The following is a 25,980-nucleotide window of genomic DNA, read 5'->3' as shown; positions in this document are numbered from 1 at the left end:
CAACCCAACGGGTCACGGAGAGGTAACACCGGTGTCGGGTGTACGCCGACGTCCGAATTCCGTCACCCCGACGGGCCGTCAGGTGGCGGTGCGGCGGGGTGACGGAGATCATGGGGGGATGACCGACCGGGTCCGCCTGACCGAGTACGCGCGTGGTGGCGGCTGCGCCTGCAAGATCCCGCCGGGGGAGCTGGAGGCGATGGTCGCCGGGCTCGGCCCGGCCACCGGCACCGCCGAGCTGCTGGTCGGCCTGGACCACGGCGACGACGCCGCGGTGGTCCGGCTGGACGAGCGGACCGGCGTGGTCACCACCGCCGACTTCTTCACCCCGGTCGTCGACGACGCCTACGACTGGGGGCGGATCGCCGCCGCGAACGCCCTGTCCGACGTGTACGCCATGGGCGGCACCCCGCTGGTCGCCATCAACCTGCTCTGCTGGCCCCGGGACACCCTCCCGCTGGAGCTGGCCCGGGAGGTGCTGCGCGGCGGGCAGGACGTGGCCCGGGAGGCCGGCTGCCACCTGGCCGGCGGGCACAGCGTCGACGACGACGGCCCGAAGTACGGGCTGGCGGTGACCGGGCTGGTCCGTCCCGACGAGTTGATCACCCTGGACGCCGGGCGGGCCGGGCTGCCGCTGTCGCTGACCAAGCCGCTCGGCGTCGGGGTGCTGAACACCAGGCACAAGGCCACCGGTGAGGTCTCCGCCGAGGCGGTGGCGTCGATGACCACGCTGAACCGGGACGCGGCGCGCGCCGCCGTCGCGGCCGGCATCCGCTGCGGCACCGACGTGACCGGTTTCGGGCTGCTCGGGCACGCCTCGAAGCTGGCCCGCGCCAGTGGCCTGACGGTGGCGATCGACGCGGCCCGGGTGCCCTACCTGCCCGGTGCCCGCCAGGCGGCGCGCGACGGGCACGTCAGCGGCGGCACCCGACGCAACCTGGACTGGGTCAGCCCGTGGACCGGGTTCGGGTCGACGGGTGAGGCCGACCGGCTGCTGCTGGCCGACGCGCAGACCTCCGGCGGCCTGCTGCTGGCCGGCGAGGTGCCCGGTGGCACGGTGATCGGCGAGCTGCTGCCCCGGGGGGAGTCGATGGTCGTCGTCCGCTGACGTGCCGGCCGCGCGGTGGCCCCCGCCCCGGGGTGGGGGCCGGGTGGCCCGGACCGGCGGCGCGGATGACGGCGGCGGCAGGGCACCGTACCCGATAAACTGTCATTTTCCTGCTACTCGGCGCAGCGGAGCGTCAGGAAATTTTGCCCGGAATGGTCACAGACCGGTAACTTGTCCCCGGCTGAGGTCATATGCCCCCCACCATCGTCATTAAGGCCCGATCCGGAGGCCGGTGGGACGAACGCAGCGAGGAGGCGGCATGACCGAGCTGTGGAACTGGAGAATCGACGGGATCGCACCCGACGAGGTGTACCCGGCGCTGGCCGAGGCCCTCGGTCGGGTGGTGATGCCCCTGGCCGTGGCGGACCCGGCCCGGCTGCCCACGTACGCGGTGATCTGCGACGTCTGGGAGGCCCCGGGGGAGTTCGGGACGATCGTCGACTGCTACGGCGTACCCGAGTCGTTGCACGAGTTGAGCGCGGTCGCCGCGCTGGCCCGGCTGCTCGACCGGGACTGCCTGCTGGCCGACGACACCCTCGACGCCGGCCGGCACCTGCTGGTCGCCCCGGACGGCACGATCCGCCCGGTGCACTTCGAGATCACCGAGACCGACGACGGCGAGGTGCTCTCCGAGCGCCGGCTCTGCACCCTGGCGCACCCGGGCTGCCGGGGCTGGTCGCGGTGCTGCCGGTCGCGCTGGGAACCGGACTCGGTCAACCCGGCCCTCGCCGCCGCCTGACCGCCCCGCCCGGCCCGGCCCCCGCCGCGGTCCGATCCGGGCCGGTGAGCCGGGGTCAGGGGGCGGTCGGGCGGGCGCCCCGGACCTGCAACTGGTCCAGCAGGGTCGCGGTGGCGGCGGTCACCGCCTGCACCGCCGCGTCGAACGCCGCCGCGTTGTGTGCCGCCGGGGCCCGGAAACCGGACACCTTCCGCACGTACTGCAACGCCGCCGCCTCGATGTCGGCAGGGGTGACCGTCGGGACGTACGGCTCGCGCAGGGTCTTGATGCTCCGGCACATGGTTCCTCCTCGTCGGGGTCTTCCCGGTCGGCCCGGGTCGGTCGGCCCGGATACGCTGTGCACGTCATGACTACCGCAGCCGCGGGCAGCCCGCGCACCTACCAGGTGCGCACGTACGGCTGCCAGATGAACGTGCACGACTCCGAGCGCATCTCCGGCCTGCTCGAACAGGCCGGTTACGTGCGGCTCGCCGAGGCCGACGACAACCCGGACGTGGTGGTGTTCAACACCTGCGCCGTCCGGGAGAACGCCGACAACCGGCTCTACGGCAACCTCGGTCACCTGCGCCCCGTGAAGGACAGGCACCCCGGGATGCAGATCGCCGTCGGCGGTTGCCTGGCCCAGAAGGACCGCGGCGACATCGTCCGCAAGGCCCCCTGGGTGGACGTGGTCTTCGGCACGCACAACATCGGCTCGCTGCCGGTGCTGCTGGAACGGGCCCGGCACAACACCGCCGCCGAGGTGGAGATCCTCGAATCCCTCGACGTCTTCCCGTCCACCCTGCCGACCCGGCGCGAGTCGACGTACGCCGGCTGGGTTTCGATCTCGGTGGGCTGCAACAACACCTGCACGTTCTGCATCGTGCCCTCGCTGCGCGGCAGGGAGAAGGACCGCCGCCCCGGTGACGTCCTCGCCGAGGTGCGCGCGCTGGTCGCCGAGGGCGTGCTGGAGGTGACCCTGCTCGGGCAGAACGTCAACTCCTACGGCGTCGAGTTCGGCGACCGGTACGCCTTCGGCAAGCTGCTGCGCGCGACAGGCGAGATCGACGGGTTGGAACGGGTCCGGTTCACCAGCCCGCACCCGAAGGACTTCACCGACGACGTGATCGCCGCGATGGCCGAGACCCCCAACGTCTGCCACTCGCTGCACATGCCGTTGCAGTCCGGCTCGGACGACGTGCTGAAGGCGATGCGCCGGTCATACCGGTCGGAGCGCTACCTCGGCATCATCGAGAAGGTCCGCGCGGCGATGCCCGACGCGGCGATCACCACCGACATCATCGTCGGCTTCCCCGGCGAGACCGAGGCGGACTTCGAGCGCACCCTCGACGTGGTCCGCGCGGCCCGGTTCTCGTCGGCGTTCACCTTCCAGTACTCCAAGCGCCCCGGCACCCCGGCCGCGACCATGGACGGCCAACTGCCCAAGCAGGTCGTGCAGGAACGCTACGAGCGGCTGATCGCCTGCGTCGAGGAGATCACCTGGGCGGAGAACAAGCGTCTGGTCGGCGAGACCGTCGAGGTGCTGGTCGCCGTCGGCGAGGGCCGCAAGGACGACCGCACCGGCCGGCTCTCCGGCCGGGCCCGCGACGGCCGCCTGGTGCACTTCGCCACCGGCGGACCCGGTGAGCCGGGCGCGGCCGGCACCGTCCGGCCGGGCGACATCGTGCACACCACCGTCACCTACGCCGCCCCGCACCACCTCAACGCCGACGGCGCGCCGCTGGCACACCGCCGCACCCGGGCCGGGGACGCCGCCGAGGCGGGCCGCGCCCCGCGTACCCCCGGGGTGTTGCTCGGGTTGCCCACGGTCGGTGCGCCGGCCGCGCCGCCCGCACCGACGGCCGGCTGCGCCGCGCACTGACGCCCCGGCCGGGGCCCGCCACCGGCGGACCCCGACCGGTGCCCGGTCAGACCGAGATCCGGCCCGCGCCGGCACCCGCCGTCACGATGGACTTCACGCTGCTCGCGCTGTCCAGGGTGTACGGGTACGGGATGCCGGCGACGCTGCCGCCGGTCTGCCCGGCGGGCGAGTTGACGAAGTGGTTGTTGCGGGCCACCAGGCTGCCCGGCCCGGAGTCGGCCTCGCCGAGGTGGTAGGTGTCCTTGACGTTCTCGAAGTAGTTGCCCTCGACGAGCACCCCGGCGCTCATCGTGGACGCCACGCCGTAGCCGGCGTTGTTGTAGTAGTAGTTGTTGTAGACGTGCACCGGGTTGCCGAAACGGACCCGGGGGTTGCGCTGCTTGCTGCCGTCGTACCAGTTGTGGTGGTAGGTCACCCGCAGGTGGCCGATGTCCTGGCCGCCGTTGTCGTCGCTGTGCCCGAGCAGCATCGTCTTGTCGTGGCTGTAGACCCGGTTCCAGGAGACGGTGACGAAGTCGGAGCCGCGCTTGATGTCGACGGTGCCGTCGTAGCCGTTGCTGAACGTGTTGTGGTCGATCCAGATATTGGTGGCCGAACTCTCCACGTTGACCGCGTCGTCGCTCCAGTTGCGGAACGTCAGATTGCGGATGATCACGTTGCGGTCGCCGTTGACGGTGAACCCGCAGCCGACGATCGTCGCCCCGGCGTTGCCGAGCACCGTCTTGTTGGAGCGGACCCGCAGCATGCCCGAGCAGTTGATGGTGCCGGAGACCCGGATCACCGCCGCACCCGTGGCGTTCAACGCGCTGGTCAGCGCCGAGGCGGTGGAGACGGTCGTCGCGCCGGCGCTGCCGCCGCCGGTGGTGCCGCCGTTCTGGGTGGCCCAGCCGACCAGGCCGGTCTGCGGCACGCTCGGCGGCGGGGTGGTCGCCGGGGGCGTCATAGGCGGGGGTGTGGCCGACGGCGGGGTGGTCGGCGCACCGGTGGGGGCGGTGCTTCCGGTGCAGGTCACCCCGTTGACGGTGAAGCTGGTCGGTGCCGGGTTGCTGGAGTTGTTCCAGGTGCCGTTGAAGCCGAACGAGACGCTGCCGCCGGTCGGCACGCTCCCGTTGTAGCCCACGTTGGTGGCGGTCACCGTGCTGCCGCTCTGGGCCACGGTGGCGTTCCAGGCGTCACTGACCGTCTGGCCGGCCGAGTACGACCAGCGCAGGCTCCAGCCCGACAGCGGGTCGCCGAGGTTGGTGATGGTGATGTTGCCGGTGAATCCGCTCTGCCACTGCCCGCCGACGGTGTAGGTGACCGCGCAGCCGGGGGCGGCGTGGGCGGCGACGGCGGTGAGCGTGCCGGTGGCGAGCAGGGCGACGGTGGTGGCGGCGATCAGCGTCGTACGACGCCGAGGTGTGCGCATGCTGCGTCCCTTTCGGGTGGGACAGGCGGCCGTCGACGGGGGAGCCGCCGGTGGCTGCCGCGCCCGTGGGCACCGGTGACTCGCCGCGTTCGCCGATCGGCCCCTGCCGGGGGGTCAGGTCGGTACGAGGTGGCTCCCGTGTGGTGCGCCCGCGGCCCGGACAAGCGCTTTCCCGAGCAAAGCATAGACAGTGACGGATGTAAATCGGCATGCCGGCCACCACCCGACGGTGCCGAACGAGCCGGCGGGCCGCCGGTCGACTCGTGCGTCGACCGGCGGCCCGCCGGGTGGACAGGCTCAGCTCAGCAGGCGGTGCCCTTGAGCTTCACCGAGGCCGGGGCGGCGGCCGTACCGTTGGCGGTGAAGCCCACGGTGATCGACGCGCCCGCCGCCAGCGACGGCGCGTAGTTCGGCCCGGCGGCGGTCACCGTCGTGCCGGACTGGGTGACCGTGGCGTTCCAGCCGTTGACCAGGGTCACCCCGGCCGGCCAGGTCCAGGTCACCGACCACGGGTTCACCGCCGACGAACTGGTGTTCTTGACGGTCAGCTCACCCTGGAAGCCACCCTGCCAGGCGTTGACCTGCTTGTAGGTGGCGGTGCAGCCACCCGCCGGCGGGGGCGTGGTGGTGGGCGGCGGGGGCGTCGTGGTGGGCGGCGGCGGGGTCGTGGTCGGCGGCACCGGGGTGGTGGTCGGCGGCTTCGGCGTCGGGGTGCCGGTCGGGTCGGCCCCACCGGCGACCGGCGGGATCAGGTACGGCTGGAGGATCGCCTGCTTGGCGGTGTTGATGTTGGTCCAGTCGTCCAGCGCGATGCCACCCGTGTCACCCGAGTTGGGGTTCCACGACCAGTAGGTGAAGGACATCCCGTTCACGCCGGTGCCGGTGTAGGCCATCAGCTTCTCCAGCCACACCTTGTCCCGGGGGTCGGCCAGGGTGCTGCCGAACTCGCCCATCATGATCGGGGCGATGTTCTGCTTGTAGAGGTAACCCCAGTAGCGGTCCCAGACCGCCGGCAGGTTCGCCGGGAAGTCGGCCGCCTTGAACCACTCCTGCTCGTAGACGCTGGTGGCGTACTCGTGCGGCGAGTAGACCAGCCGGTTGGCCACGTTCAGCCGGACCGGGAACTGCCCGGCCTTGGACAGGTTGCCACCCCACCAGCCACAGTCCTCGTCGTTGCTGGTGTCGTTGTCCCAGACGTTCGACAGGCCGCCGCTGGGGCAGCTCACCCCCTCCACGAAGATCAGCCAGTTCGGCTGCACCCCGAGGATGGCGTTACCGGCCCGCTCGGCGGCCAGCCGCCAGTCCCGGGTGGTGTCGCCGCAGCCCCAGCAGGCGCCGGTCGCGGCCGGGTTGGTGCCCTCGGCGTGCGGCTCGTTGTGCAGGTCCGCGCCGATCACCGTGGTGTTGCCGGCGTACCGCTGGGCCAGCATCTTCCAGTCGGCGAGCCAGGTCGCCTCGGAGACCGTCGGGGTGTACCAGAGCGGCGACTGACCGGCCGACGTCGGCCGGTGCCGGTCCAGGATGACCCGCATGCCCTTGCTGCCGGCGTAGTCGATCACCTTGTCGAGGATCTGCAACGGGGAGAGCCCGACCAGGTCCGGGTTGACGAAGTCGTTGATCCCGGTGGCGGTCGCGCCCGGCTTCACCGAGTCGTTCGAGTACGGGATGCGCAGCGTGTTGTAGCCCAGGCTGGCCATCTTGTCGAGCTGCCCACGCCACGGGTTGTTCGACCACAGGCCGTGGAACGTGCGGTTGTCGGTCTCCATGCCGAACCAGTTGATGCCGGTCAGCCGTACCGTCGCGCCGGTGCTGTCGACGATCTTGTTGCCGTTGGTGTGCAGGTAGCCGGTGCCGGTGCCGCCGACGGCGGCGGCGGCCGGGGTGGTGCCGACGGCGGCGGCGACGAACACGCCTGCCGCAGCGGTGGCGAGCGCGGTGAGCGCGGCGCCGAGAATGCGGGGTCGGTACATGCGGGCTCCACTTCGGATGCCCGGCGTCGCGAGGCGACGCGGGCGGAAAACCGGGGGGAAAGCCGGCCGCCGCCGTCCGTCCCGCTCGTTACGGGATACGCGGACAGTGCGCGACGTGCCGGGTCACGTGGACACGGCCACTCGCTGCGGTGCACCGGCGACTCCCGACGACGGTGTCCGTCGTCGGTGCCCTCGCGCCGGTGGGATCGACCTGGCTCTGCCGCCCATTCTGATCAGCCGGTCTCGATGCGTCAACCGCAGGTCGCGGCGGCCCCGCCGGAAGGGTCGTTCCGGCTGGTAACCGGCGTGCCCGGGATGCTCCCCGCACGGGCCCCGCCGGGTGGTCCGCTCGGCGACCAGGGCGGACACGCGCGTGAGCCCCCGGCCCCTTCACCCGGGACCGGGGGCTCACGTATGTCCATCCAACCGGCATGTCCGTCCAACCGGCGTGTCCATCCAACCGGCGCGGACGGCCGGTCGGGGTCAGCCGGCCTGTTCGGCGAGCTGGAGGAACTGCCGCTTGGAGGCGAGCGCCTGCTCGGCCTCCTTGACCCGGCGGGCGTCCCCGGCGGCCTGGGCGCGGGCGAGCCGCTCCTCGGCCTCGGCGACCTGCGCCCGCATCTGGGCGAGCAGCGGGTTGTCCTCCTTGGTGGTCCGCCGCCAGGCCGAGTCCATCACCTCGCGGACCTTGTCGTCGATGGCCCGCAGTCGCCGCTCCAGGCCGGCGGCGGCCTCCCGGGGCACCCGGCCCGCCTCGTGCCACTGGGCCTGGATATCGCGCAGCTTCGCCTGGGCGCCCTTCGGGTCGCCGTCGACGTCGAGCGCCTCGGCCTCGGCCAGCAGCGCCTGCTTGCGCTCCAGGTTGGCCCGCTGCTCGTTGTCCCGGGCCGAGAAGACCTCACTGCGCCGGCTGAAGAAGGCGTCCTGGGCGGCGCGGAACCGTTCCCAGAGCTTCTGCTCCGACTCCTTGGAGGCGCGCGGGGCGGCCTTCCACTGGTTCATCAGCTCCTTGAGCTGGTTGGCCGTGGCCGCCCAGTCGGTGGAGTCGGAGAGCTTCTCGGCCTCGGCGACCAGCTCCTCCTTGACCGTGTGCGCCTGCTTGCGCTGCTGGTCGAGGGAGGCGAAGTGGGCGCCCCGACGCCTGGTGAAGCCGTCCCGGGCGGCGGCGAACCGCTTCCACAGCTCACCGTCGGCCTTCTTGTCGACCCCCCGGATGGTCTTCCACTCGTCGAGGATCTCCTTGAGCCGGTCACCGGCCGTCTTCCAGCCGGTCGACTCGGCGGCCAGCTTCTCGGCCTCCTCGACCAGGGCGGTCTTACGGGCGAGCGCCTCACCCCGGGCGGCCTCCCGGGCGGCACGGGCCTCGCCGGCCTTCTCCTCGGCGAGCACGGCGAGCTTGTCCAGGCGCGTGGCGAGGGCGTCGATGTCCCCCACGACGTGGGCCTCGGCCAGCGAGGCGCGGATCCGCCGTACGGTGCTCAGCGAACCTCCCGCGTCGGCGGCGCCCGAGTTGAGCCGGGCCTCGGTGAGGTCCACCTCGGTGACCAGGTCGGCGAAGCGGCGGGCGAAGTGGGCCAGGCCCTCCTCGGGCGCGCCCGCCTGCCAGGATCCGACCACCCGCTCGCCCTCGCTGGTCTTCACGTACACGGTGCCGTCCGCGTCCACCCGTCCGAAGGCAGTCCAGTCGCTCATGTGCCCATCCTCGTTCTCCCGGCGTCGTCGGGAAACCCCCCGCGATCGCCGCCACGGCGCAGCCAACTTGCTCCCGGCATTGTCACAGGTCCGCCCCCGTCCGCGTCGAGCGCCTGTCTCTGACCGTGACCATACGGTGTCCTAGCACCCACACACAGGCTCCGTGGGGCGAGTGTCGCAATCCGCCGTACGGTGTACGGTAGGCCGTACACCGACGTTGCCGCCCGTGCCCCGGGCGGGCGAGGAGGAGCAGGATGACGCAGTCCCACACCCGGATGACGCCCCCGGCCGACCCCGGGTTCGTGCCCGACGCCGCCGATCTCGCCGAGCTGGACGAGTGGTTCCGCCGGTACGACGCCCTGGCCGAGGCGGGCGACGTGACCGGCACCGCCGACCTGGCGATGTTCCCGCTCAACACGGTCACCGACGACGCGGCCGGCGAGGGTTCGGCCCGCCAGCTCGACCGGGCGGCCTACCTGGAGATGATGGGCGGCGTCCTCGGCGGCGGAGGCGACCTGCGGATGGAGAGCCGGCGCACGCCCTACTTCCTCACCCGCAGCCTGGCCGTGGTGCTCACCGAGGCCGAGTTCACCCTCGACGGCCAACGCCAGCGGGTGCGCTACGCCGACCTGCTGGTCCGCACCGGCGGGCAGTGGCGGTTCCAGACCATGGTCCAGGGCGGCTGGGGCGGACAGACCGGCTGACCGTCCCCGCCACCCGGTCCGGCTGACCACATGGCCGATGGCCCCGGGGCAGTAGGGCCGCAGGGCCTGTGCGCCCGGGGCCGGGCGGCGGGGTGGGCGGAGCGGGCGGTGCCCGGCCGTTACCGTTGCCTGGTGCCACTGCTCGCCGCCGCCGTCTGCCCGCACCCGCCGCTGATCGTCCCCGAACTGGCCGGGGCCGCCGCGCCCGAGCTGGCGGAGCTGCGTGACGCCTGCGCCGCCGCCGTCGCCGCCCTCTACGCGACCGGGGCGGACACCGTCGTGCTGGTCGGTGCCGGTGAGCGCACCACCGAACTGACGCTGCCCCAGCGGGGCAGCTTCGCCCCCTGGGGCCTGCCCCTCACGGTCGGTCTCGTAACGGCCGGCGTCGAGCCGGTGCCTCCGCCGGCCGGCGTCGAGCCGGTGTCGTCGTCGGCCGACGACGAGGGGCTGCCGTTGAGTCTGCTGGTCGGGGCCTGGCTGGTCGACCGGACCGCCCCGCCGACCCCGACCGCCTGGCGGCTGGTGAGCGTCGCGTCGGACGAGCCGGCCGACCGGTGCGCCGCCCTCGGCGCCGGGCTGCGGGTGGACGGGCCGTGGGCCCTGCTGGTGCTCGGTGACGGGTCGGCCTGCCACGGCCCGAAAGCGCCAGGCTACGACGACCCGCGCGCCGGGGCGTACGACGAGGGGGTCGCCCGTGCCCTGGCCGACGCGGACGCCGACGCCCTGCTCGGTCTGGACCGCGGGCTGTCGGCGCAGCTAGGGGTCGCCGGTCGGCCGGCCTGGCAGGTGCTGGCCGGGGCGGTCCGCGCGGCCGGCGGCGACTGGCACGGCGAACTGCGCCACCACGCCGTCCCCTACGGTGTCGGCTACCTGGTGGCCTCCTGGACGCGGACGGACCCGCCCGGCCCGGACGGGACACCGGCGGGCGATGCCGGGACAATGGCGGATGACGCCGGGACGGCGGCGGCGGGCGGTGTGACGCGGTGAGCGGCACGGTCGTCGCCGTGGTCGGCCCGACCGCAGCGGGCAAGTCGGCGCTGAGCATCGCCCTGGCACACGCCCTCGGCGGTGAGGTGGTCAACGCCGACTCGATGCAGCTCTACCGGGGCATGGACATCGGCACCGCCAAGCTCACCCCCGCCGAGCGCGACGGGGTGCCGCACCACCTGCTGGACATCTGGCCGGTCACCGAGCCGGCCAGCGTCGCCGAATACCAGCGGCTGGCCCGCGCGGCGGTCGACGACATCCTGGCCCGGGGGCGGGTGCCGCTGCTCGTCGGCGGCTCCGGCCTGTACGTGCGGGCGGTGCTCGAACAGTTCGAGTTCCCCGGCACCGACCCGGCGGTACGCGAACGGCTGGAGGCGGAACTGGCGCAGCTCGGCCCGGCCCCGCTGTACGCCCGGCTGGCCGGGGCGGACCCGGTGGCGGCGGCGGGCATCCTGCCCGGCAACGGCCGACGCATCGTCCGGGCGCTGGAGGTGATCGAGCTGACCGGTGCGCCGTTCACCGCCTCGCTGCCCGACCCGACCCCGTACTACCCGGCGGTGCAGCTCGGCGTCGACCTCGACACCGCGCTGCTCGACGAGCGGATCGCGGTGCGGGTCGACCGGATGTGGGCCGACGGACTGGTCGCCGAGGTACGCGCGCTGCGCGGGCAGGGCCTGGCCGACGGCCGGACGGCCAGCCGGGCGCTCGGCTACCAGCAGGTGCTGCGGTTCCTGGCCGGGGAGACCGACGAGGCGCGGGCACGGGAGGAGACGATCCGGGCCACCCGCCGGTTCGTCCGACGGCAACGCTCCTGGTTCCGCCGTGACCAGCGCATCCACTGGCTGGACCCGACCGAACCGACGGTTGTCGAGACTGCCCTGCGGGTGGTCGCCGGGCATCGGCGATGATGGGGGCGTGGAGTTCACCAAGGGCCACGGCACCGGCAACGACTTCGTCGTCCTGCCCGATCCGGACGGCACCCTCGACCTGACCCCCGGCCTGGTCGCCGCGCTCTGCGACCGGCGGCGCGGCCTCGGCGGCGACGGCGTGCTGCGGGTCGTCCGCGCGGCGAAACACCCCGACGGGGTCGCCCTCGCCGGTGAGGCCGAATGGTTCATGGACTACTGGAACTCCGACGGCTCGTTCGCCGAGATGTGCGGCAACGGGTCCCGGGTCTTTGTCCGCTACCTGCTGGCGACCGGGCTGGCCACCCCCACCGGCGGAACCCTGCCGGTGGCGACCCGCGCCGGCCTGGTGCGGGCCCGGGTCGACGGCGACACCATCGCCGTCGAGATGCGCCGCCCCCGGCTGTACGACGCCTCCCGCGCCGTCCTCGGCGGGCTGACCCTGCCCGGTACGGCGGTGGACGTGGGCAACCCGCACCTGGTCTGCGCCCTGCCGGCCGGAATCGAGCTGGCCGACCTGGACCTGACCCGGGCACCCGAATTCGACCCCCGGGTCTTCCCGCACGGGGTGAACGTCGAGTTCACCGCCCCCGCCGACCCGGTCGACGGCACCGACGGCCACATCCTGATGCGGGTCTACGAGCGCGGCTCGGCCGAGACCCTGTCCTGCGGCACCGGCGCCTGCGCGGTCGCCGCCGTGGCGCTGCGCGACGCCACCCTGGACACCGGTGTCGTGGCGGTGGACGTCCCCGGTGGCCGGCTCACGGTCACGGTCACCGCCGACTCCTGCTGGCTCGCCGGCCCCGCCGTCCTCGTCGCCACCGGCACCCTCACCCTCCCCTGACCGCTACCCCCCCCGGCCCCACCCACACTCCGCCCCGCCTCACCCCGCCACCCCGCCGCACCCCGCTGCGTCGCCCCGCCTCGCTCCGCCCCGCCTCGTTGATCAAGAGGTTTGCGTCAGAACCGGCGTGGCGGATGACGCAAACCTCTTGATCACCAGGCCCTGACGGGGTGGCGCGCGGTGATCAAGAGGTTCGGGTCAGAAGTGGCTGGCGGGATGACGCAAACCTCTTGATCACTGGTGCCGGACGGGAGGGTGCGCGGTGACCAAGAGGTTTGCGTCATCGGGTGCCGATCGGGGTGACGCAAACTTCTTGATCACCGGGGCCAGCGGGGCCGGGGCCAGCGAGGCCGGGGTCAGCGGGGCCGGGGCTAGCCAGGCCGGGGCCCGCCGAAGCCGGGGTGAGCCCGGCCGGGGCTGGGTCGGCTGGCGGGAGGCGGGGCTCTGAGGGGGAGGGGTCAGGGGGTGGCGCTGGCGGTGGCGGCGATCTCGGGGAGGTCGGCAGGGCCCGGGTCGGCGGCCGGCGGCGGGGTGACGGCCGGGTTCTGGGCGGCGGCCCGGACGGCGGCGGCGACCGCCGGGGCGACCCGGGAGTCGAAGACGCTCGGCACGATGACCGTCGGGTTGATCTTGTCCTCGCCGACCACGTCGGCGATGGCGCGGGCCGCCGCGATCGCCATCTCCTCGGTGAACTCCTCGGCGTGCGCGTCGAGCATGCCCCGGAACACGCCGGGGAAGGCGAGCACGTTGTTGATCTGGTTCGGCTGGTCCGAGCGACCGGTGGCGACGATCGCGGCGTGCTTGCGGGCCTCCCGGGGGTCGACCTCCGGGTCGGGGTTGGCCAGCGCGAAGACGATCGCGTCCTTGGCCATGGTGGCGATGTCGTCACCGGTGAGCAGGTTGGGGGCGCTCACCCCGATGAAGACGTCGGCGTCCCGGACCGCGCCGGCCAGGTCGCCGGAGTAGTTGTCCCGGTTGGTGTTCTCGGCCAGCCACTGCCAGGCCGGGTTGAGGTCGGGCAGGTCGCGGTGCAGGGCGCCCTGCCGGTCGTACGCGATGATGTCGCCGACGCCCTGACGCAGCAGCAGCTTCATGATCGCGGTGCCGGCCGCGCCGGCCCCGGAGACGACCACCCGGACGTCGGCGAGCTGCTTGCCGACGACGCGCAGCGCGTTGGTCAGCGCGGCCAGCACGCAGATCGCGGTGCCGTGCTGGTCGTCGTGGAAAACCGGGATGTCGAGGGCCTCGCGCAGCCGGGCCTCGATCTCGAAGCAGCGCGGCGCGGCGATGTCCTCCAGGTTGATCCCGCCGTACGCGGGGGCGATGGCCTTGACGATCGCCACGATCTCGTCGGTGTCCTGGGTGTCGAGGACCACCGGCCAGGCGTCCACCCCGCCGAACCGCTTGAACAGCGCCGCCTTGCCCTCCATCACCGGCAGCGACGCCGCCGGGCCGAGGTTGCCCAGGCCGAGCACGGCCGAGCCGTCGCTGACCACGGCGACCGTGTTGCGCTTGATGGTGAGCCGGCGGGCGTCGGCCGGGTTGTCGGCGATCGCCTGGCAGACCCGGGCCACCCCCGGGGTGTACGCCCGGGACAGCTCGTCACGGGTCCGCAGCCCGACCTTGGAGTGCACCTCGATCTTGCCGCCGAGGTGCAGCAGGAACGTCCGGTCGGAGACCTTGCGCACGTCCACCCCGTCGAGCGCGGTGAGCGCCTCGACGACCTGGTCGGCGTGGCCGGCGTCGGCGGTGTCGCAGGTGAGGTCCACGATCACGTTGGTCGGGTCGGAGTCGACCACGTCCAGCGCGGTGACGATCGCACCGGCCTCGCCGACCGACGTGGTCAGCCGGCCGATCGAGGAGGCGTCCGCGGGGACCGCGATCCGGATCGTGATCGAGAATCCGGCACTCGGCAGTCGGGTGATGGCCACGGAAATACCTCCGTCGTCGCTGGCGGCTCGTCAGCATTTCTACTCGCCCACCGGGCCACGGCGGCAGCCGCCCCCGCGTTCGGCGACCTCCACCACGGGCATATAGCAGTCGCGCTCGGCGTTGACCCATGTCAGGATTACTTGGTACATGCACAGAACGGACAGGAGTCGCAGCTTGCGAGACCAGGAGACCCACACCCCCTACTCGGACGACGACCTCGACGCCACGACCGGTGAGTACGAGCTGTCGGAGCGGCAGGCGTTGCGGCGGGTCCCCGGCCTCTCCACCGAGCTGACCGACATCACCGAGGTCGAGTACCGCCAGCTCCGGCTGGAGCGGGTCGTCCTCGTCGGCGTCTGGACCGAGGGCACCCAGCGCGACGCCGACAATTCGCTGACCGAGCTGGCCGCGCTGGCCGAGACCGCCGGTTCACAGGTGCTCGAAGGGCTCATCCAGCGCCGCAGCCGCCCCGACCCGGCCACCTACGTCGGCCGGGGCAAGGTCGACGACCTCAGCGCGGCGGTGCTCTCCACCGGGGCCGACACGGTGATCTGCGACGGTGAGCTGTCCCCGTCCCAGCTGCGCAACCTGGAACAGCGCACCAAGGTCAAGGTCGTCGACCGCACCGCGCTGATCCTCGACATCTTCGCCCAGCACGCCAAGAGCAAGGAGGGCAAGGCGCAGGTCGAGCTGGCCCAGCTCGAATACCTGCTGCCCCGGCTGCGTGGTTGGGGCGAGACGCTCTCCCGGCAGACCGGTGGTTCCGGGCGGGGTGGCGGCGCCGGCGGCGGCGTGGGCCTGCGTGGCCCGGGTGAGACCAAGCTGGAGACCGACCGGCGGCGCATCCGGCACCGCATCGCCCGGCTGCGCCGGGAGATCAAGGCCATGCGCACGGTACGCCAGACCAAGCGCGCCCGCCGTTCCCGCAACGCGGTGCCGGCCGTGGCCATCGCCGGTTACACCAACGCCGGCAAGTCGAGCCTGCTCAACCGGCTCACCGGTGCGGGCGTGCTGGTGGAGAACGCGCTCTTCGCCACGCTGGACCCGACCACCCGGCGGGCCACCACCTCGGACGGGCGGGTCTACACGCTCTCCGACACGGTGGGCTTCGTGCGGCACCTGCCGCACCAGATCGTCGAGGCGTTCCGCTCGACGCTGGAGGAGGTCGCCGAGGCCGATCTGGTGGTGCACGTGGTCGACGGCACCCACCCCGACCCCGAGGAGCAGGTCCGCGCCGTGCGGGAGGTGCTCTCCGAGGTCGGTGCCGACCGGCTGCCCGAGCTGCTGGTGGTCAACAAGACCGACGCCGCCGACGAGGAGACCCTGCTGCGGCTCAAGCGGCTCTGGCCGGACGCGGTCTTCGTCTCCGCGCACAACGGGCGTGGCATCGACGGGCTGCGTGAGGTGATCGAGCAGCGGCTGCCCCGCCCGGCCGTGGAGGTCCGCGTGGTGCTGCCGTACGACCGGGGTGACCTGGTGGCCCGGCTGCACCGGCAGGGCGAGGTGCTCAGCACCTCCCACCTGCCCGAGGGCACGCTCCTGCACGTCCGGGTGGGCGAGGCGCTGGCCGCCGAGCTGATGCCGTTCGTGGCGGCGGGTGACCCGGCGGTGGCCGGCAGTCGGTGAGCGCTCCGGTGTGACCTGAGGTTCATCGCGGCATGCGACACTGACGCCATGCGCCGCGCTGTCTCCTCGGTCACGGTTGCCCTCGCCCTGTTCGGCGCGGCCGTGGCACCCGCTGCTGCCGCCGGGGCGGCACCGGTCTCCGCCGTCCCCGCCGGGGTGGCCCCGCCCGTCACCGGCGCGGGGCCGCTGGCCGTCGGGGCGGGTCCGCTCGCGGCGGCGGCAGGCAAGAAGAAGTGCACGATCACCGACGAGCGGCTGCGTGAGCTGTCCGGTCTGGTCGCCACGAAGACCGGCTACATCGTGATCAACGACGGCACCCTCCAGGAGAGCCGCAAGCGGGTCTTCTTCCTGGACACCAAGTGCAAGATCGCCAAGGAGCCGGTGAAGTACTCCGGTGACGGCCCCTTCGACACCGAGGACCTGGCCCTCTCGCCCGACGGCAAGACCCTCTGGATCGCCGACACCGGCGACAACGTCACCAGCAGGGAACGGCGTACCCGGGTCGCGGTCTGGACGATGCCGGTCTCCGGGTCCAAGCAGCCGGTGCTGCACCGGCTGTCGTACCCGGAACGCAAGCCGCACGACGCCGAGGCGCTGCTGATCGGCGCGGACGGCCTGCCCCTGGTCATCACCAAGGTGCCCAGCGGCAAGGCGGAGATCTTCACCCCGGAGGCCAAGCTCGACCCCGACGGCAACACCGAGCCGGTGCCGATGAAGAAGGTCGGCGAGATCACCCTGCCCAAGACCACCACCGACAACCCGCTGAACATCATCGGCCGGGTGGCGATCACCGGGGCGGCCCGATCGCCCGACGGCAGCCGGGTGGTGTTGCGCACCTACGCCGACGCCTTCGAGTACGACGTCAGCGGCGACGACATCGTCGCCGCGCTGACCACCGGCAAGCCCCGGGTCACCCCGCTGGCCGACCCGTTCGGTGAGGCCATCTCGTACACCCCCGACGGCACCGGGTTCGTCACCGTCTCCGACGGCGGGGAACTCGCCGCGGAGGACCCGATCGACATCCTCGGCTACACGCCGTCGACCAAGGGCGCCGAGACGATCGAGGGCGCGGCGGGGGCCAAGCCGGCGGCCGAGAGGTCCTGGTACGACGATCTCAGCCTGGACCAGATCACCTATCTGATCGGTGCGGTCGGCGTGATCGGCGCGCTCCTGGTCGGGGCCGGCATCGTCGGGATCGTCCGGTCCCGGCGGCGGGCCGCCGCGGCCGGCGACGACCCCGACGACCCCGACGACGACGTGTTCACCTCCGGCGCGGTCTCCCGGGCCGAGGGGCCCTCGGCCGGCGATGGTCCCCCTGCCGCCGAGCCGGTCGCGAACCGGCCGCGCGGCGGCGGTGTCTACGGTGCTCCGGCGGCGGCCGGCGGCGCGGCTGCCCGCCCGGCCGGCGGCGCGGTCTACGGCGGTGGCCGGCCCCCGGCCGGGGCCGGTGCGGTTCCCGCCGGCAGTCCGGGCGGTGGTCCGCCATCGTCCGGCGGCCGTCCGGCGGGTGGCGGTGTGTACGGCGGCGGTCGTCCCGCCGGTGGTGGGGTCTACGGTGCCGCCCCGGCGGGCGGTCCGGCGGGCAACGGCGCGGGTCCGCGCGGCGGTGCGCCCCACGGTGCCCCGGCCGGCGGCGCGTCCCGGGGCGGCCCGCCCTCCGCGGACCCGCGCGGCGGTGCTCCCGCCGGTGGGCGCGGGGGCGTCCCGGCCGGTGGGCGCGGCGGTGCTCCCGCCGGCGGCCGTGGTGCTCCTCCGGGAGCACGTGGCGGTGCCCCGGTGGACGGGCGCGGCACGCCGCCGGGTGGTCGTGGTGGCACGCCGCCGGATGGACGCGGCGCTGCCCCGGCCGGTGGCCGTGGCGGCGTCCCGGCCGGTGGGCGCGGTGGTGCCCCGGCCGATGGTCGAGGTGGTCCGCCCGCTGGTGGCCGTGGCGCTGCCCCGGCCGGTGGTCGTGGCGGTCCGCCCGCCGGTGGACGTGACGGTGCTCGGGGCGGTCCGCCCGCTGGTGGCCGTGGTGCCGAGCCGGTGGGTGGGCGTGGTGGTGCCCCGGCCGGTGGCCGGGGTGGCGCGCCCGCTGGCGGTCGTGGTGGCGGTGTCTACGGCGGTGGGCGGGCAGAGCCGCCGCGCCGGGATGCTGCCGGCCCCCGGGAGCCGCGCTCCGGCCCGCACCGCGACGGCCACGACGACCGGCGCGGCGGCCAGTACGGCCCACCGCCCGGCCGCAGCGGCGAGCGCTACTGACGCTGCGGCGGACCCCCCGCCTACACCTGACCGGCCGCCCTCCCCGGGGAAGGACGGCCAGTCAGGGTACGGGTCAGATCCGGCGGAGCACGGCGACGACCCGACCCATGATGGTGGCGTCGTCACCCGGGATCGGATCGAAGGCCGGGTTCTGCGGCATCAGCCAGACGTGGCCGTCGCGCCGCCGGTAGGTCTTGACGGTCGCCTCGCCGTCGAGCATGGCGGCCACGATGTCACCGGCCTCGGCGATCGGCTGCTGCCGGACGACGACCCAGTCGCCGTCGCAGATCGCCGCGTCGAGCATCGAGTCGCCCTTGACCTGGAGCATGAAGACCTCGCCCTCACCCACCAACTCGCGGGGGAGCGGGAAGACGTCCTCCACCGCCTGCTCGGCGAGGATCGGCCCGCCGGCGGCGATCCGGCCCAGCATCGGCACGTACGCCGGGGTGGGGCGCTGGGCGCGGCTCAGCTCGTCGTCGGCGTCCCCGCCGGGGGCGCGCACGTCCACCGCGCGGGGCCGGTTGGGGTCGCGCCGCAGGAAGCCCTTCTTCTCCAGCTCCTTGAGCTGGTAGGCGACGCTCGACGGGGAGACCAGGCCGACGGCCTCACCGATCTCGCGGACGCTCGGCGGGTAGCCGTGCCGCTCCACCCAGCTGCGGATGAACTCCAGGATGCGGCGCTGCCGGGCGGTCAGGTCGACGGCGGTCGGGTCGGGGAAGCCGCTGACCACCGGCGTGACCGGGCGGACGGCCGGTTGCCCGGTGCGGCTGCGGGCGGCGCGGGGACGCCGACTGGCCGGGGAACCCGCCTCGGCGATCGGCTGCGGGTTCTTCTGCCGGCTGGCCCGGTCCTCGGTCACGTCCGTCCTCCCTGGTCGGCGCTGGGTGCCTTGGCGGCTCGTGGTGCATGCGGGGGTGTCGCGGTGCCGGACCGACGTGGTGCGCCGTGCCCGGTCGTTCATGACCGTATAGGTGAGATCGGTCATTTTCAAACATCTGTACGACGCAACTCGGCGTGTCGGGTGGAAATCCTGGCCTTTCGTACGCCTGTTCTGGTAGATGGTACGTCCCCGTCGAGTCGGCGTCCGGCGGGTTGTCGGCCGGGTCGCGTCCTCCGTCCGGGGGGCCTGTCCGGGCGGCCGGTAACCTCCCGTGGGCCCCGTCGGTTGCACCCAGCGTGTCCCCGGGACGACGGGTCGCCGCCGGTGGTCGGAGGTGACGCGCCGGACACGCCGGCAACTTGACCCGACCCCCTCGGCGGCCTACGGTCGACCCCTAGATGTAGTAGTCACATGGGCGTAAGTTGCCCACAGGTTGGGTTCGACTACCCACCGCACTCCCGTATCGTCGACCACGGCGACGGCCGGCGGAGCCGGCTCCGCCGGGCCGACGCGTGCCCGGAGGCGGGCGGGCGGGCCCCGGCCGATCAAGGAGGTCAGGCGATGCGGTGTCCGTACTGCCGGCACGCCGACTCCCGGGTGGTCGACTCGCGTGAGGCCGACGACGGTCAGCTCATCCGGCGGCGGCGTTCCTGCCCGGAGTGCGGCAAGCGGTTCACCACCGTCGAGGAGGCCGTGCTCGCGGTGGTCAAGCGCAGCGGCGTGACCGAGCCGTTCAGCCGGACCAAGATCATCGGTGGGGTGCGCAAGGCGTGCCAGGGGCGGCCGGTCGACGAGGACTCCATCGCCCTGCTGGCCCAGAAGGTCGAGGAGACCGTCCGGGCCAAGGGCGCGGCCGAACTGCCGAGCCACGACGTGGGACTGGCGATCCTGGGCCCGCTGCGCGACCTGGACGAGGTGGCCTACCTGCGCTTCGCCAGCGTCTACCGCTCGTTCGACTCGCTTGCCGACTTCGAACGCGAGATCGAGACGCTGCGGGCCGCCGCACAGGCCCGCGCCGACGCGGCCGGGGCCACCGACCGTACCGACTGACTCTTTTCCGACAGCAACGACCTGGATTCTGACAGTGACGACGCGTGGCGGGTGGCCGCGCAGACGAGGGGGCCGATGAGATGGCGGGGGACGGCGTGACAACAAGCCGGTCGCGGGCGGCGAAGAACGGCGCGGTGACGGGCCTCAAGGTGCAGCGGGTCTGGACGACCGAGGGCGTGCACCCGTACGACGAGGTGGCGTGGGAGCGCCGCGACGTCGTCATGACCAACTGGCGGGACGGCTCGATCAACTTCGAGCAGCGCGGGGTGGAGTTCCCCGAGTCGTGGAGCGTCAACGCGGCGAACATCGTCACCACCAAGTACTTCCGGGGCGCGGTGGGCACCCCGGAGCGGGAGTGGTCGCTGCGGCAGCTCATCGACCGGGTCGTCCAGACCTACCGGGCCGCCGGTGAGCAGCACGGCTACTTCGCCAACCCGGCCGACGCGGAGGTCTTCGCGCACGAGTTGACCTGGATGCTGCTGCACCAGGTGTTCAGCTTCAACTCGCCGGTCTGGTTCAACGTCGGCACCCCGTCGCCGGCCCAGGTGAGCGCGTGCTTCATCCTCGCCGTCGACGACTCGATGGACTCCATCCTGGACTGGTACAAGGAGGAGGGGCTGATCTTCAAGGGTGGCTCCGGCTCCGGGGTCAACCTGTCCCGTATCCGGTCCTCCCGGGAACTGCTCTCCTCCGGCGGCACCGCCTCCGGCCCGGTCAGCTTCATGCGCGGCGCGGACGCCAGCGCCGGGACGATCAAGTCCGGCGGGGCCACCCGGCGCGCGGCCAAGATGGTCATCCTCGACGTCGACCACCCGGACATCGAGGAGTTCGTCACCACCAAGGCGCGCGAGGAGGACAAGATCCGCGCGCTGCGGGACGCCGGTTTCGACATGGACCTCGGCGGCAACGACATCGTCAGCGTCCAGTACCAGAACGCCAACAACTCCGTCCGGGTCTCCGACGAGTTCATGACGGCGGTGGAGAACGGTGGCGGCTTCGACCTGCGGGGCCGCCTCGACGGGCAGACCATCGAGACCATCGACGCGCAGAAGCTGTTCCGCACCATCGCCCAGGCCGCCTGGGAGTGCGCCGACCCGGGCCTGCAGTACGACGACACCATCAACGACTGGCACACCTGCCCGGAGACCGGCCGGATCACCGCGTCGAACCCGTGCTCGGAGTACCTGCACCTGGACAACTCCTCGTGCAACCTGGCCTCGCTCAACCTGATGAAGTTCCTCCGCGCCGACGGCGGCTTCGAGGTGGAGAAGTTCGTCAGGTCGGTCGAGTTCGTCATCACCGCGATGGACATCTCGATCTGCTTCGCCGACTTCCCCACCGAGAAGATCGGTGAGACCACCCGCGCCTACCGGCAGCTCGGCATCGGCTACGCCAACCTCGGCGCGCTGCTGATGGCCTCCGGCCTGCCGTACGACTCGGAGCAGGGCCGGTCGGTGGCGGCGGCGATCACGTCGCTGATGACCGGCACCGCGTACCGCCGTTCGGCCGAGCTGGCCGGCATCGTCGGCGCGTACGACGGCTACGCCCGTAACGCCGAGCCGCACAAGCGGGTCATGCGCAAGCACGCCGCCGCCAACGACGCCATCAAGCCGGCCGGCACCGTGGCCACCGCGATCCAGCGCGAGGCCACCCGGCAGTGGACCGAGGGCAACAAGGTCGGCGACCGCAACGGCTGGCGCAACGCGCAGGCCAGCGTGCTCGCCCCGACCGGCACCATCGGCCTGATGATGGACTGCGACACCACGGGCGTCGAGCCCGACCTGGCGCTGGTGAAGTTCAAGAAGCTGGTCGGCGGCGGCTCGATGCAGATCGTCAACCAGACCGTGCCGCGCGCCCTGCGCAGCCTCGGCTACCCGGAGGAGCAGGTCGAGGCGATCGTCGAGCACATCGCCGACCACGGACACGTGGTGGACGCCCCCGGCCTCAAGCCGGAGCACTACCCGGTCTTCGACTGCGCGATGGGCGAGCGGTCGATCGCCCCGATGGGGCACGTGCGGATGATGGCGGCCGTCCAGCCGTTCATCTCCGGGGCCATCTCCAAGACGGTCAACATGCCGGAGCAGGCCACCGTCGCCGACGTCGAGAAGATCTACTTCGAGGGCTGGAAGCTCGGCCTCAAGGCGCTGGCGATCTACCGGGACAACTGCAAGGTGGGCCAGCCGCTGTCGGTGGCCAAGCCCAACAAGGGCGCGGCCGAGACGGCGGCTCCGGCCGCCGAGGTCGAGAAGGCCGTGGAGAAGGTCGTCGAGTACCGCCCGGTGCGCAAGCGGCTGCCGAAGAAGCGCCCCTCGCAGACGGTCTCCTTCTCGGTCGGCGGCGCGGAGGGCTACCTCACCGCCTCGTCCTACCCGGACGACGGCCTCGGCGAGGTCTTCCTCAAGATGTCCAAGCAGGGCTCCACCCTGGCCGGGGTGATGGACGCCTTCTCGGTGGCGATCTCCATCGGCCTGCAGTACGGCGTCCCGCTGGAGACGTACGTCAGCAAGTTCACCAACATGCGCTTCGAGCCGGCAGGCATGACCGACGACCCGGACGTGCGGATGGCCGCCTCGGTGATGGACTACATCTTCCGTCGCCTGGCGCTGGACTTCCTGCCCTACGAGCGCCGTGCCGAGCTGGGCATCTTCACCGCCAAGGAGCGGGCCGCGCAGTTGCGGGCCGAGGCCGACGCGGAGGCCGCCGGCACGGACCTGACGGCGATGGCGTCCTCCGCCCCGGTCGAGGCGACCGAGCCGAAGACCGGACCGGTGGCCCAGCCGGCCCAGGAGCTGGCCGGGGTGGCCGCCGTCAAGCCGGCGCCCGCCGTGGGCTCCTCCACCGAGCTGCTGGAGGCCGTGATCGGCAAGGCCGCCGACGCGCCGCTCTGCTTCACCTGCGGTACGAAGATGCGCCCGGCAGGTAGCTGCTACGTCTGCGAGGGCTGCGGCTCCACCAGCGGTTGCAGCTGACGTACGCGTCGCACGGAGGGCCGGCATCCGACGGGTGCCGGCCCTCCCGCGTCCCGTCGCCATGATCGACCCCGGTGGGGCGAGGTAGCGGCATGGGTCCTACCCGGACACCGCCACCTCGCTGCCGTTGCGCGGATCACGCCGACGGCGGCGCACCGGGGGCCGCGCCGGACGGGCGCGGCGGGGATGATCGGGGCATGACCACCGCCGGCCGGTACGTCGAGTTCGCCACCCGGGAGGCGCACGGCGTCTCCCCGGCCTACGAACGGCTGGCCCACGCGGTCGCCCGCGACGACGAACTGCTCGCCCTGCTGGACGGCCTGCCGCCGGCCAAGCGGCAGCCGCAACTGCTCCTCGGCGTGGTCCGCTGGCTCGGTGGGCCGGTCGACGAGCCGGCCGCCTTCCGCGCCCACACCAAGGCGCACTGGGCCGCCGTCCGGGCCGCGATGCTCACCCGGGCGGTACAGACCAACGAGGCCGGCCGCTGTGCGGCGCTGCTGCCGGTGCTGGCCGCCCTGCCGCAGCCGCTGGCGCTGCTGGAGGTCGGGGCGTCCGCCGGCCTCTGCCTCTACCCCGACCGGTACGCCTACCGCTACGGCGACCACCTGCTCGGGGCAGGGGAGACGGTCCTCGACTGCACGCTGAGCGGGACCGGGCCGCCGACCACCCGCCCCGAGGTGGTGTGGCGGGCCGGCCTCGACCTGAACCCGCTCGACGTCACCGACCCGGCCGACGTGGGCTGGCTCGACGCGCTGATCTGGCCGGAGCACACCCATCGAAGGGCCCGGCTGCGGGCGGCAGCGGCGGTGGCCGCCGCCGACCCACCGGAACTGGTCCGGGGCGACCTGGTGGACGACCTGCCGGCGCTGGCCGCGCGGGCACCGGCCGGCGCGACGCTGGTGGTCCTGCACACCTCCGTGCTCTACCAGGTGCCGCCGCCGCGCCGGGAGGCCTTCGTCGCGCTGGTCCGCGCCCTGCCCGGTCACTGGGTGTCCGCCGAGGCGGCCGACGTGCTCGGCTGGGACGTGGACGCGCTGCCGGCCCCGCCCGACGGGACGCTGCACAACGTGCTCGCCCTCGACGGGACGCCGTTGGCCTGGATGCGCTCGCACGGCCAGGAGGCGCACTGGTTCGGCTGACCCCGGGTGACCGGCTCGGTCCGGTGGGGACGTGCGGCGGGCCATGACGTTCCGTGAGTGTTACGGGACTGCGGATGACATCGATCATCACTAGGCTGGGGTGCCGACGACTCCGGTGAGGTGTCATGGCGAAGCCGTCGCTGCCCCGTCCGGCCCTGCTCAGCCGTGCCCGGTCGACCCCGACGGTCCGGTGGCTCGCCGCCGGCCTCGCCCCGCTCGGCTGGGGTCTGCTGGTCGGCTGGTGGACCCCGCGTGGTCCCGGCACCAATACCGAGGCCGTGACGTCGATCCTGGTCAGTCTCGCGGTAGGTGGGCTCGCCGGCTGGGCGAGCCGGTCCCGTGGGGCGATGTTCACGGCTCCGGTGCTCTTCGCGCTCGCCGTCGAGCTGGTCCGCTGGCCGCTACGGGGGCCGACCGTGGACGCCCCGCACCTGAGCGGTTTCGGTGTCGGAGCGCTCCTGCTGGGCCGGGGCGTACACGGATTGCTGTCCCTGCTGCCGTTGCTGGTCGGCGCGGCGTACGGCGCGGGCCTGGCGCGACGGGCCGCCCCGACGGCGGGCCGCCGTCCGGTGTGGACCTGGCTGGGGCGGGCCGGGGTGGGCCTGCTCACCGCGTTGGTCGCCCTGGTGACGGTCGCGGTGGCGCTGCCGGCCGCAACGGCCGCCGTACCGGGTGGGATCGCCGAGCTGACCACGGTGCGCGGCGGCGGCGACCGGGAGCTGGGGGTGCTGCTGCGGGGCGCCGACCGGCGGGCCCCGGTGCTGCTCTTCCTGCCCGGTGGGCCGGGCAGCTCCGAGGTAGGGGCGGTCCGCCGGCACCTCGCCGGGCTGGAACGGCAGTTCGTGGTGGCTACCGTGGACCGGCGGGGCGCGGCACGGTCGTGGGCGGCGTTCCCGCCCTCCTCGTCGTTGACCCTCGACAGCGAGGTCGCCGATCTGCTCGCCGTCGCCGACCGGCTGCGGCAGCGCTTCGGTCGACCGGACGTCTACCTGGTGGCGCACTCCGGCGGGACGCTGGTCGCCGCCGTCGCCGTGCAGCGCCGGCCGGAGCTGTTCCGGGCCTACGTCGGGGTCGGGCAGGCGGTCGACCTGCGGGACGCCGACCGCAGCCAGTACACCGACACCGTCGCCTGGGCAGGCCGTACCGGCCGGGCCGATCTGGTGCGGCAGTTGACCGAGCTGGGGCCGCCGCCGTATCCGGACATGTACCACTACGAGCCGCTGCTGGCCAACGAGGCCGCCGCCTTCGACTTCGACCGCACCGGCAACCACGAGGGCCGGGGCGGGACGGGAGAGAACCTCGGCGTCGCCGAGTACACCCTGCTGGAGAAGGCGCACGTGCTCGGCGGCGGTCTGGATGGCTGGGACGTGCTCTACCCGAAGGTCCAGCAGGTCGACCTGCGTGCCCGGGTGAGGCGGCTCGCGGTGCCCGTCTACCTGGTCGACGGCGCGCACGAGGTGCCGGGCCGGTTGACCCTGACCCGCCAGTGGTACGCCCAACTCGATGCCCCGCACAAGGAGCACGTGGTGCTCGACGACGCCGGACACCGGTCGCTCTACCAACGGCCCGGCCCCTTCGTCGACCTGCTGACCCGGGTCCGCGCCGAGACCGCCGGCCCGGGGCAGTGAACCCGCCGGGTCCGTAGACTCCTCGTGGTGAGTGGCGAACGACGTCCGCTGGCGGACCGGCCGCTGACCGAGCCGCACCCGTCCCGGCTGCCGCCGGAGCACCCCGACCGGGCACGGATCCTGGCCGCACACGCCGCTGCGCTCGCCGCCGGGGACGCCGGCTATCCCGACCCGGCCACCGGCCTGTTCGTCCTCACCGCCGGCTTTCTGGCCCGGCGTGGCACCTGCTGCGGGCGGGGCTGTCGGCACTGCCCGTACGTCGACGACTAATTCGGCGGCCCCGGCTGCCCCGCCCCC

At 73.2% G+C, this 25,980-nt stretch carries 19 protein-coding genes and 1 pseudogene; 14 read left to right on the top strand and 6 right to left on the bottom strand.

Annotated features, from left to right (window positions below; all coding sequences use genetic code 11):
• The first annotated feature begins 118 nt into the window (after positions 1–118).
• On the top strand, positions 119–1,108 hold the full coding sequence (gene selD / locus ACN265_RS23320; RefSeq protein WP_421409506.1) for a selenide, water dikinase SelD: 990 nt from the start codon (positions 119–121) through the stop codon (positions 1,106–1,108).
• A gap of 259 nt (positions 1,109–1,367) precedes the next feature.
• Positions 1,368–1,847: a hypothetical protein gene (locus ACN265_RS23315; protein WP_420118752.1), complete on the top strand. Its 480-nt coding sequence runs from the start codon at positions 1,368–1,370 to the stop codon at positions 1,845–1,847.
• Between the two features lie 55 nt (positions 1,848–1,902).
• Here the strand turns inward: ACN265_RS23315 and ACN265_RS23310 are convergent, their stop codons facing one another.
• Complete coding sequence (locus ACN265_RS23310; RefSeq protein WP_420118753.1) at positions 1,903–2,127, bottom strand: DUF2277 family protein; 225 nt, start codon at positions 2,125–2,127, stop codon at positions 1,903–1,905.
• A 66-nt stretch (positions 2,128–2,193) separates the two neighbouring features.
• Here ACN265_RS23310 and miaB point away from each other — a divergent pair, with 66 nt between their 5' ends.
• Positions 2,194–3,708 (top strand): tRNA (N6-isopentenyl adenosine(37)-C2)-methylthiotransferase MiaB, encoded by a 1,515-nt coding sequence (gene miaB / locus ACN265_RS23305; protein ID WP_421409502.1) that lies wholly within the window; start codon positions 2,194–2,196, stop codon positions 3,706–3,708.
• 46 nt (positions 3,709–3,754) lie between these two features.
• Here miaB and ACN265_RS23300 read toward each other — a convergent pair whose 3' ends face one another.
• The 3 genes from ACN265_RS23300 to ACN265_RS23290 all read right to left on the bottom strand — a co-directional run bounded on the left by ACN265_RS23300 (position 3,755) and on the right by ACN265_RS23290 (position 8,778).
• Entirely contained in the window at positions 3,755–5,116 is a 1,362-nt protein-coding gene (locus ACN265_RS23300) for a cellulose binding domain-containing protein (protein ID WP_421409500.1), read from the bottom strand.
• Between the two features lie 302 nt (positions 5,117–5,418).
• A complete protein-coding gene (locus ACN265_RS23295) occupies positions 5,419–7,086 on the bottom strand; it encodes a cellulase family glycosylhydrolase (protein WP_204923949.1) in 1,668 nt (555 codons plus the stop codon).
• Positions 7,087–7,569: 483 nt separating this feature from the next.
• Complete coding sequence (locus tag ACN265_RS23290) at positions 7,570–8,778, bottom strand: DUF349 domain-containing protein (protein WP_421409498.1); 1,209 nt, start codon at positions 8,776–8,778, stop codon at positions 7,570–7,572.
• 254 nt (positions 8,779–9,032) lie between these two features.
• On the opposite strand from ACN265_RS23290, the gene ACN265_RS23285 reads away from it, so the two are divergent.
• The 4 genes from ACN265_RS23285 to dapF all read left to right on the top strand — a co-directional run bounded on the left by ACN265_RS23285 (position 9,033) and on the right by dapF (position 12,218).
• Positions 9,033–9,482, top strand: a complete 450-nt coding sequence (locus ACN265_RS23285; RefSeq protein WP_363794873.1) for a hypothetical protein — start codon at positions 9,033–9,035, stop codon at positions 9,480–9,482.
• A 132-nt stretch (positions 9,483–9,614) separates the two neighbouring features.
• The gene (locus ACN265_RS23280; RefSeq protein ID WP_421409496.1) at positions 9,615–10,469 is read left to right on the top strand and encodes a hypothetical protein; all 855 of its coding nucleotides are present in this window, start codon (positions 9,615–9,617) and stop codon (positions 10,467–10,469) included.
• On the top strand, positions 10,466–11,377 hold the full coding sequence (gene miaA / locus ACN265_RS23275) for a tRNA (adenosine(37)-N6)-dimethylallyltransferase MiaA (protein WP_421409494.1): 912 nt from the start codon (positions 10,466–10,468) through the stop codon (positions 11,375–11,377). Before ACN265_RS23280 ends, miaA begins: the two co-directional genes overlap by 4 nt.
• Positions 11,378–11,384: 7 nt before the next feature.
• Entirely contained in the window at positions 11,385–12,218 is an 834-nt protein-coding gene (gene dapF, locus ACN265_RS23270; RefSeq protein ID WP_421409492.1) for a diaminopimelate epimerase, read from the top strand.
• Positions 12,219–12,676: 458 nt separating this feature from the next.
• On the opposite strand, the gene ACN265_RS23265 is transcribed toward dapF, so the two are convergent.
• On the bottom strand, positions 12,677–14,149 hold the full coding sequence (locus ACN265_RS23265; RefSeq protein WP_204923953.1) for an NAD-dependent malic enzyme: 1,473 nt from the start codon (positions 14,147–14,149) through the stop codon (positions 12,677–12,679).
• A gap of 148 nt (positions 14,150–14,297) precedes the next feature.
• Between ACN265_RS23265 and hflX the strand changes: the two genes are divergently transcribed.
• Positions 14,298–15,776 carry a GTPase HflX gene (gene hflX, locus ACN265_RS23260; RefSeq protein WP_421409489.1) on the top strand — a complete coding sequence of 493 codons (1,479 nt, stop codon included), beginning with the start codon at positions 14,298–14,300 and terminating at the stop codon, positions 15,774–15,776.
• A gap of 48 nt (positions 15,777–15,824) precedes the next feature.
• Positions 15,825–17,705 (top strand): annotated as a pseudogene (locus ACN265_RS23255) (hypothetical protein); the annotation flags it as partial.
• Positions 17,706–18,090: 385 nt separating this feature from the next.
• Here the strand turns inward: ACN265_RS23255 and lexA are convergent.
• The gene (gene lexA / locus ACN265_RS23250; RefSeq protein ID WP_088646445.1) at positions 18,091–18,876 is read right to left on the bottom strand and encodes a transcriptional repressor LexA; all 786 of its coding nucleotides are present in this window, start codon (positions 18,874–18,876) and stop codon (positions 18,091–18,093) included.
• A 582-nt stretch (positions 18,877–19,458) separates the two neighbouring features.
• On the opposite strand from lexA, the gene nrdR reads away from it, so the two are divergent.
• From nrdR to ACN265_RS23225, 5 genes are all read left to right on the top strand, one after another.
• On the top strand, positions 19,459–19,947 hold the full coding sequence (gene nrdR / locus ACN265_RS23245) for a transcriptional regulator NrdR (RefSeq protein ID WP_420117423.1): 489 nt from the start codon (positions 19,459–19,461) through the stop codon (positions 19,945–19,947).
• 80 nt (positions 19,948–20,027) lie between these two features.
• Positions 20,028–22,916 (top strand): vitamin B12-dependent ribonucleotide reductase, encoded by a 2,889-nt coding sequence (locus tag ACN265_RS23240; protein ID WP_204923956.1) that lies wholly within the window; start codon positions 20,028–20,030, stop codon positions 22,914–22,916.
• 197 nt (positions 22,917–23,113) lie between these two features.
• On the top strand, positions 23,114–24,055 hold the full coding sequence (locus ACN265_RS23235; RefSeq protein WP_421409487.1) for a DUF2332 family protein: 942 nt from the start codon (positions 23,114–23,116) through the stop codon (positions 24,053–24,055).
• A gap of 125 nt (positions 24,056–24,180) precedes the next feature.
• Entirely contained in the window at positions 24,181–25,683 is a 1,503-nt protein-coding gene (locus ACN265_RS23230) for an alpha/beta fold hydrolase (RefSeq protein ID WP_421409485.1), read from the top strand.
• A gap of 27 nt (positions 25,684–25,710) precedes the next feature.
• Positions 25,711–25,953, top strand: coding sequence for a DUF5522 domain-containing protein (locus ACN265_RS23225; RefSeq protein WP_204923959.1), 243 nt, complete (start codon positions 25,711–25,713; stop codon positions 25,951–25,953).
• The last annotated feature ends 27 nt before the right edge of the window (positions 25,954–25,980 follow it).

It is taken from the genome of Micromonospora sp. WMMD730 (assembly GCF_049178955.1).
Lineage (GTDB): Bacteria > Actinomycetota > Actinomycetes > Mycobacteriales > Micromonosporaceae > Micromonospora > Micromonospora wenchangensis.
This window is presented reverse-complemented; position numbering and strand designations above follow the sequence as displayed.